The sequence below is a fragment of the Methanobacteriaceae archaeon genome (assembly GCA_013403005.1).
In the GTDB taxonomy this organism is placed as follows: domain Archaea; phylum Methanobacteriota; class Methanobacteria; order Methanobacteriales; family Methanobacteriaceae; genus Methanobacterium.
Genome location: JACBOA010000003.1, coordinates 75,412 through 87,500 on the forward strand (window position 1 = coordinate 75,412; position 12,089 = coordinate 87,500).

At 36.0% G+C, this 12,089-nt stretch carries 10 protein-coding genes; 7 read left to right on the top strand and 3 right to left on the bottom strand.

From position 1 onward, the window contains the following. Nucleotides 1-34: 34 nt before the first annotated feature. Nucleotides 35-862: a sulfite exporter TauE/SafE family protein gene (locus HVN35_03630; protein ID NYB51644.1), complete on the bottom strand. Its 828-nt coding sequence runs from the start codon at nt 860-862 to the stop codon at nt 35-37. 427 nt (nt 863-1,289) lie between these two features. Between HVN35_03630 and HVN35_03635 the strand changes: the two genes are divergently transcribed. After that, a complete protein-coding gene (locus HVN35_03635; protein NYB51645.1) occupies nt 1,290-3,185 on the top strand; it encodes an endonuclease MutS2 in 1,896 nt (631 codons plus the stop codon). Nucleotides 3,186-3,327: 142 nt separating this feature from the next. Here HVN35_03635 and HVN35_03640 read toward each other — a convergent pair whose 3' ends face one another. Continuing rightward, nucleotides 3,328-3,510, bottom strand: coding sequence for a hypothetical protein (locus HVN35_03640; GenBank protein ID NYB51646.1), 183 nt, complete (start codon nt 3,508-3,510; stop codon nt 3,328-3,330). A 729-nt stretch (nt 3,511-4,239) separates the two neighbouring features. Between HVN35_03640 and HVN35_03645 the strand changes: the two genes are divergently transcribed. From HVN35_03645 to HVN35_03665, 5 genes are all read left to right on the top strand, one after another. After that, complete coding sequence (locus HVN35_03645; GenBank protein NYB51647.1) at nt 4,240-5,400, top strand: hypothetical protein; 1,161 nt, start codon at nt 4,240-4,242, stop codon at nt 5,398-5,400. A gap of 41 nt (nt 5,401-5,441) precedes the next feature. After that, nucleotides 5,442-6,254: a trehalose-phosphatase gene (otsB, locus tag HVN35_03650; GenBank protein ID NYB51648.1), complete on the top strand. Its 813-nt coding sequence runs from the start codon at nt 5,442-5,444 to the stop codon at nt 6,252-6,254. Between the two features lie 66 nt (nt 6,255-6,320). Further along, entirely contained in the window at nt 6,321-7,514 is a 1,194-nt protein-coding gene (locus tag HVN35_03655) for an NDP-sugar synthase (protein ID NYB51649.1), read from the top strand. Nucleotides 7,515-7,568: 54 nt separating this feature from the next. Beyond that, on the top strand, nt 7,569-8,876 hold the full coding sequence (locus HVN35_03660; GenBank protein ID NYB51650.1) for a phosphomannomutase: 1,308 nt from the start codon (nt 7,569-7,571) through the stop codon (nt 8,874-8,876). Between the two features lie 75 nt (nt 8,877-8,951). After that, entirely contained in the window at nt 8,952-10,454 is a 1,503-nt protein-coding gene (locus tag HVN35_03665; protein ID NYB51651.1) for a trehalose-6-phosphate synthase, read from the top strand. Between the two features lie 78 nt (nt 10,455-10,532). Here HVN35_03665 and HVN35_03670 read toward each other — a convergent pair whose 3' ends face one another. Continuing rightward, nucleotides 10,533-11,075 carry a hypothetical protein gene (locus tag HVN35_03670; protein ID NYB51652.1) on the bottom strand — a complete coding sequence of 181 codons (543 nt, stop codon included), beginning with the start codon at nt 11,073-11,075 and terminating at the stop codon, nt 10,533-10,535. Between the two features lie 256 nt (nt 11,076-11,331). On the opposite strand from HVN35_03670, the gene HVN35_03675 reads away from it, so the two are divergent. Next, nucleotides 11,332-11,922 carry a DUF429 domain-containing protein gene (locus tag HVN35_03675; GenBank protein NYB51653.1) on the top strand — a complete coding sequence of 197 codons (591 nt, stop codon included), beginning with the start codon at nt 11,332-11,334 and terminating at the stop codon, nt 11,920-11,922. Nucleotides 11,923-12,089: the final 167 nt, after the last annotated feature.

Consider the following 12,089-nt stretch of genomic DNA (forward strand, 5'->3'; position numbering starts at 1 on the left):
TTTATTTAATTTTTTTAAACCCCCTATTTAAAAATTATAAAGGCAAATTAAGCCATTTTAAAACTCCCATCATCTTTAAAGCAATATAAATCATCAGTGCAGAGAAGATGTATTTTAACTTTTTTTCCGGTAATCTGTGAGCAGCTTTAACTCCAATGTGAGCCATGGGAATGCTGGTGCATGCTAAAGCCACCGCCTGCACCAAATTAACATATCCTACAGAGTAAGGAGGTAAGGTTGGTGTATTCATACCTGTGAGGATGTAGGTGATGATTCCCCCAGTTGATGCCAGGACAATGAAAGCAGTGGAAGTTCCAATGGCCTTATGGATAGGGAATCTCAGGAGAATGTTGAGTATGGGAACCATGACCACGCCACCACCGATTCCCAAGAGTCCAGAGGAAAAACCTCCCAAAAACCCCCATAGAATGTAAGAAGGTTTTGAATGTGAATTTTCCTCCCTGATCTCAGGATATTTAGAACTGATCATCCAGAAAGCACTGCCCATTGCCATTAAACCAAAAATAAAACCCAATACAGTAACAGGAGCATTGCTGGCTATTTCAGCACCTAAAACTCCTCCCATGAGTCCTGCAACTCCCAAATAGATTGCAGGGACCACTAAAACAGTTCCTCGACGCCAGTGCCCCCAGGCTCCGTTTAAAGCTGTGGGGAGTATCACCACCAGACTGGTGGCAAAAGCTACTCTAAGGGATGTATCCGGATCAAAACCCATGGCTGTGAGGAGAAAAAACTGGATAGGCACCATTATAAAACCTCCACCTACTCCTAAGAGCCCGGAGGCAAACCCTACAAAAGCACCAGTAGCTAGAAGGATTATGATGTATGTTAAAAACTCCATTTACAACCATTCCGTGAAATTGATCCTTTAGATATTGTTTTTCATAAGTATCTTAGTTGTATCAAGTTTTACATTATATTTGATGCAATATAAATCACAGTTAATGTTTTTTAAAAGATAAATAACATGAATCTATTAAAATTCTATTCTAAAAGGCTGTTTGAAATTTATTCCTTCTTGGATATAATTCATTGATGTTCATTGATGAAAATTTATCTTAAAGGAATCTTATGGAAATCTTATGGAAAAGGATTTCCGATTATAGATCTGGGGGAATATGAGGTTAATATAGAATTTTTTATAGATCATCTTTATATCCTCAAGAGCAAATTTAAAACAATCAATTACTAAACAAGGTAACACCAATAAATAATAATAAATATTTTAAACCTATGATTAATTCGATGATGTTTTTGGAGTGATATTATTGGATATACGCAACATCAAGGGTATTGGGGATAAGTTGGCTGCCAAGATCATTAGCCATTTTGGGAGTCAGGATGAATTTCTCCAGGCGGCAAGTAATTATGAGGTTTACCGGCTGGCAAGTATGGAAGGGATTAGCCAGCGCCGTGCAGTGGAGATTATTAATGCAGTTCTTGGGAATCCGAAACAAGAATTTCTCAAAACAGAACGGGCGGTTCAGATCTACGAGGAAATAATACAATGTATAATTCAATATGCCAGCACTGAATACGCCAGAAACAGGATCCTACTTCTCAGCCCGGGGAAAAATCCGGGGGAAATTGATGAAAATCTGAAGATGGTGATGGAAGCCAAAGAAAAGGTGACCAGTTTACCCCTTGATGAACTTAGAACTCTTTTAAGGAATGTTGACTTTACCAAAAGTTCTAAACCCAAATATGACACTTCAAAGGCAATTTTAGTTGAATCGAAGGAAGATTACACCAGATTAGTGGATAGTAATCTAAATCAATATGCTCAAATTCTCAGTATAAATGAAGTAAGAAGTCTGGATGAGTTTGAACTGGTAGTTTACGTGTACCGAGAAGGACTTCTGGAACTGGATGACACATCCAACCTGACCATGGTTAGTGGAGAGGCTGAAGATCTTGAAATCATACCAGAAATTGTTTTATCTTACTATCAGGATAACCATGAACTTTTAGAAAATATCCTGAAGATTAGAAACATATTAGGATATGAATCTGTTTTAGGGGATGTTTTAGAACTATTAAATTCGCTTAAATCTTCCAAGGTTGATGAGAAATCATTTGACGATGCTGTTAACCATGCCAAAGAAAAGGCAGATAAAAAATTAAAAGAAGCCATTAAAAAGGTGGATTTATCAGGGGAAGAGGTCTTAGATCTTTTGAATAAAGACATGCCTCCTAAAATTCAGGAAATATTTGACAGAACCTTGAAAGAAACCATGGAAGAGATTAAAGATAAAACTGGAGTTAGTTTTGATCCTTTCATCCGGAAATATCCATTGGAAATTGATTGGCAGGAACTGGAAAGAGTTAAAAAAAATGAAATAGGTAAAAAACAGGTTAAATCTTTCGAAGAAAGGGTTAAAGTGGCTTCCAAACTTGAAAAGCTTAAAAGGGATGTTGAAAATGAGATTCATGAAATTATGGAATTTGACTACCACTTCACCCTGGGATGTTTCGCTTATTATTATGATTTACACCCCCCGGTTTTAGGAGATGGGTTCAACTTCAAGGAAGGTTTGCATCTTAATTTAGCCCTTGAAGATCCTGAACGTGTTCAGCGGATTGATTACTCCCTTGAATCCCCGGATAATGTGGTTCTCCTGACAGGGGCTAACAGTGGAGGGAAAACTACCCTGCTGGAAACTTTAGCCCAGATCTGTATCATGAGCCAAATGGGGCTGCCAGTATGTGCCAGAGAAGCCCAGGTGAAACTGGTTGATGAGATATACTTTTTCAGTAAAAAACGTTCACTGGATGCAGGGGCGTTTGAATCATTCCTGAGCACATTCATGCCTATAGTAGTTAGAGAAGAGGAAAAACTGATCCTTTTAGATGAGCTTGAAGCAATAACTGAACTGGAAGCTGCAGTGAAAATCATTTCCAGCTTTATCAATTTCATCCAGGATTCTAAATCCTTTGCCATCATTGTCACCCACATGGCAAGGGAAATACTCAAAAACACAGATGTCAGGGTGGATGGAATCGAAGCTAAAGGTTTGGATGAGGATTATAACCTTATTGTAGACCGTACCCCTCGGATGAACTACTTTGCCCGGAGCACTCCAGAGCTGATTCTTAGAATGGTGTACGCAAGATCAGAGGGTAAACTTAGAGAAGTTTATGGTAAGATGCTGGAAAGGTTCTGATCTAAAAAAAATACTAAAACTAGAAATTTTTTCTAATTTCTGATGGATTCTGATTTTATTATTCCCATTAGATTAAATTAAATACCTTAAACCACCAGATAAATATTTTGGTGGTATTCTACTCCCTAATACATGTATCCTTTTAGTGGAGGTGTTTTTCTTCCAGTTTTAGGCCACATGTAATCCACCAGCAACTTCCATTTAGAGCAGTTTGGATAGAAATTTTTCTTATAGGTTTTTTCTGACAAACAGCCAGAGTATGTATGTTCTTAGCTTCACCACTTGGATCTGGAAAGTAACCATCCGAATAAAATCTAATCTCCACACAAAGATGTAAGTATCATTAACCACGATGATGAACTGCGAAGCTCAGGAAATGCTTTCAACATTTTCATTGATAAAATAAACTGCCTATCCACCAGGAAACTAATTCCATTTTTTTTGTTGATTCAATCTGTTGCTGGTGAAAACACTACTTAAAGCAACCAGGAAAATTAAAAAAGCTCTGACAATAATTTATTTATCCATTATAAAGACATCTCTGAGTAAAGGTCATTTTTATCACCAGCAATCCAATTAATAATTTAGAATTACCATCAATAATTACCATTTGAATAAACTGGGATTTGAAAAGTAATAGGTGTTGGAATGCTCAGAAAAAATAAATTGGTACTATAAAATTTTAGTTTTAGACTGTTCATCAAAGATTCAGAGTTGTTTATCATCCCTTTTACCCAACAAGTACAGATTTAGCCAGCTTTATCATTGCAAATATCCTAAAAACCCAATAGCTTATCCTCCCCCATGATCTCGAATGCCAGATTTAAATCCAAATAAACTCCATTAGGGTTCACTGAGTTGGATGTGGACCGGTAATTATATGCAATACCACTCCCATGTTAATATTATAGAATTTTTAAACAAACTCTAACCCGATATAGAACATTTTACTTGATATCTGGAATTTTTCATCGATAAAATAGATTAATAATTAAGGTTTGGAGAATTTAGAGGATAACTTTAAATTAACCAAAAACCCTGGAAGTTTGATAAAATGGATTCTATTATGGGTCTTCAAAATAGGGTCGAACAGCTCCGTGAAGATGATAAACCATCCTACAATATTCTCAAACGGATTTATAGAATTGATTCGAAAGAGGGATTTCAAAAAATTCCTGATTCTTTCAAAAAGAAAACTTTAACTTATTTTGGGCAGAAGGATTCCAGAGGGAAGATTATTGAAGATGAAAATGAAGTGGTTCAACGAATAGAAAATCAAGAGATTATCAGCATTTTCAATCAATGGACCTGTGAAGGTTCTCTTTTTAATTCTCTTCGAGCTATGCGCCCGGGTATAAGTGCCTCAGACATGGCTGAGGAAAAAAAACATATCCTTAAGTTAATCAATGCTTCAAGGGATAATTGCGATTTCTGCCATGGAGAAAAGTACACTCCTGAAGATGTTTTTGGGCGGGTGAGAGGAACATATTCACATACCGCAGCTAACATAGCCAAATATGATTCATGGAGCAGTTTGGTCATATTCCATAATCACAATCCCCTAGAATTCACATTGGAAGAATTTTCCGACTACTTAGCCACTGGTTTTACCTGGTTTAGATCTGTTTATAATCATGACCCCCATTACAGATTTCCGTTTTTTATCTGGAACTGCCTTCATCGGGCCGGAGCTTCTCAGGTACACGGACACTGCCAGATACTGGTTAGTGAGGAACCTTATGCCAGATTAGAAAACATTCTGAAGGCATGCGAATTATATGAAACTGAAACTGGTGAAGATCTCATCCAGGATATTTATCGAGTGCATGATTCCCTGGGACTGTCAGTTAAACATGAGGATGTTAAGCTTTTTACCAGCCTAACTCCCTTGAAAGAAAAAGAAGTGGTTATTATCTCATCAAAGAACCCTTCAGAAAGTGAAAACACTAAAAAGATCATGTTTAAGACTTTGAGGTGCTTTATTGATGTGATGGGTGTTTATAGTTTTAATGTATCCATTTCTTGCCCTCCCCTGGATAATGAAGATAAACATCCCTATATAATAAAAATTGTGGACAGGGGTAGTATGTTGAAACCAACATCAGACATTGGTGGAATGGAACTCTATGGAAGTTCTGTAGTCGCAGATGACCCTTATAAAGTCATCGAAGTGTTAAAAAATGCTTTGAATGAAAAATTAGATTTTGAGAATTGAAAAATTCATATAAGTTTTTTTAAAAAAAAAAAGGGACTAATATGGTTGCTGATATGCCAGAATATCTCTTTGATAATTTAAGATATCTTGAAGCCTTTAAACAAGATAGTTCCACTGGAATTGTTACTGATATTGATGGGACCATTAGTAAAATAGCTCCAACTCCAGATGAAGCTGTGGTGACCAGTACCATGAGACGTGCCCTGGTTCAGCTGAATGAAAAATTTAAGTTAGTGGCTGTTATAAGTGGCAGATCCGTTCTGAAAGCCCGGGAAATGGTGCAGGTAGATGGTTTGCTTTACGTTGGAAACCATGGTTTAGAATTTTTAAAAGATGATGAGCTCTGCATACGGCCTGAAGTTGAAAAATACATCCCCGAGATTAATGAAGCTGGTGAAAAACTTAAAAACAGTGAGTTATCAAGTATAAATGGTTTAATATTTGAAGATAAAGGGCTTTGTTATTCCATTCATTACCGTCTGGCCCAAGGTGAGCAGAATATTCGAGAAAAAATTTTAAACTCCCTGAAAGATGATCCTGTATGCAAAGAACTGAAAATATCAGAAGGTCGATGTTTGTTTGAGTTAAAACCCCCAGTTAGTTATGATAAAGGCACTATTCTTCATGAAATTATCGAAGAACATGGCCTGGAAAAAATAATTTATTTGGGAGATGATATCACTGATTTTGATGCTTTTAGTAAATTAAAAGAACTTGAAAAACAGGGAATAATTCAGGGTGTAGGTATTTTAGTTCTTTCTCCTGAGATACCCTCCTACCTTAAAAAAGGTGCATCTTTTTTTATTAATAATGTGGATGAAGTTCTTAAATTTTTCCAATGGCTCTTAAACTGATAAACCTTTAATTATAGCGTTAAATAGTGATTAAGCTCTGTATATTCCTTTGATCGAAAATTGTATTTGAGAGTTGATCTAGAAATAATGGGTATGATAAAGGCCGTATTAATGGCCGGAGGGAAGGGAAGTAGAATCCGCCCCCTAACTTTATCCCGACCAAAACCCATGATTCCTGTGGCTAACCGCCCCATGATTGAATATATAGTGGAAAAAATAAAAGAAAGCGGTCTTTCTGAAATAATAGTAACTTTAAGCTATTTAAAAAGCCAGATTAAGTCTCTGCTGGAGAAAAACTATCCCTATATGAATATTAAATATTCGGTGGAAAAAAAGCCATTGGGAACTGCCGGGGGAGTTAAAAAGGCGTCCCGGTATATTGATGATACTTTTTTTGTTCTCAGTGGAGATGTTCTTGTTGATGTGGATTTAAAAGAAATTCTAAGTTTTCATAAGGAAAAAAAAGCCCTGGCCACCATGGTGCTCACACCAGTACCTGATCCCAGCCAATTTGGAATAGCCATACTGGATAATAATAACCAGATCATACAATTTAAAGAAAAACCATCACCCCATCAAGTATTTAGCAAAATAGCCAACACTGGCACCTATATTTTCGAACCAGAAATCTTTGACTACATAGATTCTAAGAAAAATAATGAAAACCATGAAATAGACTTTTCAAAGGATATTTTTCCCCAGCTAATTAATGAAAGGGCTGGAATATACGGATTCGTATTTGAAGGATATTGGAATGATGTGGGAAGGCCTAAAACATATCTGCAGGCAAATTATGATGTTCTTAACCAGAAAATAGCTCCAGAACCCCGTGGACAAAAAATGAAGGAAGGTGTGGGGAAACTGGGAAATATTTGGATAGGGGAAGGTGTGGAGATTAAAGACAAAGTAAGGATAATTGGACCTGTAATGATAGGAGATGGTTGCGTGATAGGAAATAACTGCGTTATAGGTCGGAATACAGTAATTGGTTCCAATGTATGTTTAGAAAAAAATTCAAATATCAAAGGTTCTGTACTTTTTTCCGACAGTGTAATTAAGAAAGCATCCTACCTGAAGGATTGTATAGTTGATTCTGGTTGTATCATTGAACAGGGAAGTTTCATTGAAAGAGGAGCCATTTTAGGAAGTAAAGTACACTTAGGTTCCTATAGCCGGGTAAGATCAGAAAGATCTATCTACAATAGTACTGTGATTTTACCGGAATCCATATTAGACTCCGATTATCCTATTGTAGTATAATATAACCAATTAAATCTAACAAATTAAGAAAAAAATAGTATTTATTGGCGGTAGATGAAAATGGCAAAATATGTGCAAAGCATTAGAGGAGTTGTGAATACAGAGATCAGCAATAAGTTTGCCTCTCATCTTGGAACCATTGTTGGGAATTTCATTGGCCCTGGGAAGCAAGTAGTGGTGGGCAGAGATGTTCATGTCCCTTCACAAATGATAAAAAGATCCATAACCACCGGTCTCATGTCAGCTGGTACAGATGTTGTTGATTTTGGAATTGCCCCCATACCCGTAATACATTATGGTAAGGACTTTTACAACGCCAAAGCCATGATAACCATTAGTAAATCACATTTAAGACCACAGGATATTGATATTAAAATATTCAGTGATCATGAGATTCCCTTGCAAGCACATGCTAAAAAAGTGCCCTGGGACCAGATTGGAAATTTGAGATATGTATACGAATACCGGGAGCTTTACGTGAATGGCATTCTTAAAAAAGCCACTACCGAGAATATTAAGAAAAAAGGGTTTTTAGTGGTTCTGGATATAAAAGAAGACTTTGATAAACCATTAATCCCCCATATTCTCAATAAAATTGGGTGTGAAACAGTTAAAATCGACAGTATGGATGTTCAATCAGTAGATGAGTTCCCAGAGCCAAGCCCTAAAAGAATATCCTTAGTATCTGAACTTACAACAGCCATAGGTGCTGATATGGGAATAGTACTGGATAATGATGCAGATCGAGTAGTTTTCATAGACCATAAAGGCAATATAATCCGGGAACAGACCGTACTGGGTATTTTTGCCCAGCATATCCTTAAACATACTCCCGGAGGCAATGTAGTTTCTTCAATAGTAGCCTCCCAATCACTGGAGGAAATAGTAAGCAACGCCGGAGGAAACCTTATAAAAACTTCCGTAAATAATGTTTTAAAAGAAATTTATGCCAATAATGCCGTATTTGGAGGGGATGAACCAGGTATGTATGTTTTTCCTGAATTTCAGACTTGTTTTGACGCTATTTTTGCTGTGGTTAAAATGCTGGAAATACTAGCCAAACAGGATAGCACACTATCTGCACTGGCAGGGGGGATAAAAGAGTATAACCGAACTGGTTTCACCATAGAATGTGAACATGAGAAAAAAGATGAAGTTATAGAAATTTTCAAGGCTAAATTTGAATCAGAAAGCAATATTAACACTGTTGATGGTATCCGAGTTGATTTAGAAGAATCATACATATTAATACGGCCTTCAAGGTTCGAACCCCTGATAAGAGTCTATGTAGAATCCAAATCTGCTGAAAAGTTACAGGAATTAACCGAATATGTAAAAAAAATCATCGAAGATGTTCAATGAGATGATTTTTCAAAGAAGATTCATATTTTTTTAAAATTTATATCTTGGAAAATGGGTTAGTTAAAGGTGAAAAAAATGGATTTTCCTAATCAAAACAAAATCTTAGAATTTTTAAAGGATAAAAATTTGATTGTTGTCTCCAATCGCGGTCCTGTTGAATTTTATAAAAAAAATAGTGAACTGGAGATGAAAAGAGGTGCCGGTGGTCTTGTTTCAACCTTACTCCCCCTTGTAGAAACCTTAAATGGCGTTTGGATTGCTAGTGCCATGACTCTGGGAGATGTTGAGGTGGCAGAACAGTTCCCCAATAACAGGGTGCCCATCCCTGAGGATAATCCACTTTTCTGGGTGCCCTTTGTGGTGGTTGACCGGCACCGTTATGAATCCTATTACAGTTTAATAAGCAACCCTCTGCTCTGGTTTGTGCAACATTACATGTGGAACAGTCCATACACTCCAGATATTGATGAGGAAATGCACGATGCCTGGAAAAATGGTTATGTGTATATGAATAAGAAATTTGCTGATAAAGTAATCTCAGAAAGTGGCAGAAGTTTGAAAGAACCTTTGATAATGTTACAGGATTACCACCTTTATCTATGTGCCGGATACATCAGAGAAAAACTAAAAAATACCTTTTTAAGCCAGTTTATTCATATTCCATGGCCCCAATCTGAATATTTCAGCATAATACCGGAACACATGAGGAAAGCTATCATAGAAGGACTCCTCTCCAATAATCTCCTTGGTTTCCATATCCCCCGATATGTGACCAATTTTATTCAATCCTGTGAGGAATATGCAGATAAAGTGGATTATGAAAAGGGACTGGTGTGGTATCAGGGACAGGTTACCCATGTAAAGAGTTATCCCATATCAGTGGATTATGAAGGAATAAGAGAAATGGCCAATTCAAAGGAGGTAAAGGAAAAAGAAAAGTTAATCCGAAAAATTAAAGGAGAAAATTTCCTGATCTACCGTACAGACCGTGCAGATCTGAGTAAAAATATTATCCGGGGTTTTAAAGCCTATGATATCTTTTTAGACAAGTATCCGGAGTACCATGGGAAAGTGAAGTTTCTCACCACTGGAAAACCCACCAGACAACAGATCGATGAGTACAATGAATATTATCTCCATATCCAGAAAATCGTTGAAGAAATAAATAATAAGCATGGTCGTGACGGTTGGAAACCTATAGAATGGATTTTTAAAGCAGATTACAGTTTGGTGGTGGCTGCTTTTAAGAATTATGATTGTTTGATTGTGAATCCTATTGCCGATGGTATGAACATAGTTCCCAAAGAGGCTTCTGCTGTAAATGAAAACCAGGGAGTTATCATCCTGTCGGAAAAAGCAGGATGTTATGAAGAGTTAAAAGACCATGTGATATGTGTGAACCCATTTGATGTCTGTCAAACTACCCAAGCCTATCTTCAAGCTATTAAAATGAGTATTGATGAAAGAAGGAAAAAATTAAATAATTTACAAAATATGGTAGCTGAAAGGACTATTTATCACTGGCTCAGTGAACAATTCGAGGATATAGAAAAAATAAGAAACAATGATGAGTTCTAAATGAAAAAAATGTTGTTCTATGATAAAAAACGACTTTCAGATAAATCAGAAGCTAACTCCATGAGGTTAAGCTATCCTTTATATTTTTTCAAAAAATAATTTGAGACTATTGGTTAATTCAGCATCAAATCCTGTTTCTATTATTAGGGATACTTCATTTTCACTTTTAAGGACGAAATTCAACTCAACCCATGATTCTCCCATTTCAAGAGGGATATTACCATCTACTGCGGCTTTTACTCCATCTGCAAGGCTCATTATAAGAGATTTAAGGTTTTTATCAAGCCCTATAGATGGTATAATGTCCTTTGTTGGTGTTTTAGGAGTGTTCAGTACCAAGGATATGGTTTGAACTGATTTATAAGATACATTTGAACCTATCTTCAATTTTCCCAATATGGGGATCTGAAATCTTATTCCTGCTCCTGCTTTTCGTGAAGCTATTGATTTTAAATTTAGCTCAATGCGCTTTAGTTTTATCCCGGAAGTTTCTAGTTCCCCCTGGGTCACTAACAAAGCCCATTTTATACTATTCACGATTTCAGCAACACCCACACCTTCATCTTCCCTGATCCCCATATCAGAAGAGTCTAAAATTCGTTTTTTAACCTCATTACTCATCTTTTATCACCATTGAACAATTATATGGATTTTAAAAAAGGTTTGAGAACCTCTAAAAAAATCATTAGTACTTTATATTAAATATTTATTATTATAGTTTCTGAAGATGGGAAGTTGAAAGATAGAAAAAAATAAAGATGGGAAAAAAACAATAACCATTAAATTTTCCTAACCCCGTTTGAATATTTTGCTGATTAACAGCAAATAATCGATAGAATAATTGATAGAATAAATAGAAATGCTTGAATGATAGAAAATGAGGAAATTAAAAATTTTAGGAATAGATCTTGCTGGTAAACCTGATAATCCCAGTGGAGTTTGCATTTTAGAAGCAGATGAGAATAAATTTTGCGAGGTAAGTTTGTCTACCCTTTATTCAGATAAGGAAATATTAGATAAGATTAATTCCATTCAACCATCTTTAATTGTAATGGATGCACCTCTTTCACTACCTAAAGGACGTTGCTGTCTGGATAAAAATTGTGAATGTGCAGTAGGCGGGCATTTCCGCCAATCAGAACGTGAAATACGTGTTTACGGACCAGTACTTCCATTGACCTTTACTGGGATGAAAATGTTGACATTGAGGGGTGTTGGTTTGGCTCAAGTTCTCAGAGAAAAATATCTATTAAAAGAGACCCATCCGCGCACAGTTCAAAAGATACTCGGTTTGGAGAATTTGAAAACAGATCTGGAGAGATATTTCCAAATTCCCTTGAACTCCACTTCACACGAACTTGACGCGGTATTAGCTGCTTTATGCGGATTGTATTATCTTAATGAATCTTATGTTGAATTAGGAGATGTGGATGAAGGTACAATAATTATTCCCAAAGATAAAAATTGATCAAATAAATTTGGAAACAGAGTTATATGAAAATTTTTGAAAATATCCATTTTTAAACTGATAATAATTTAAATAAACTCAGTTAGAGAAAATTTAGACAAAACATTTGATTAAAAATCGATAATAAAAAAAAAAACATGTGATACATTTAATAATGAGAAAGAATT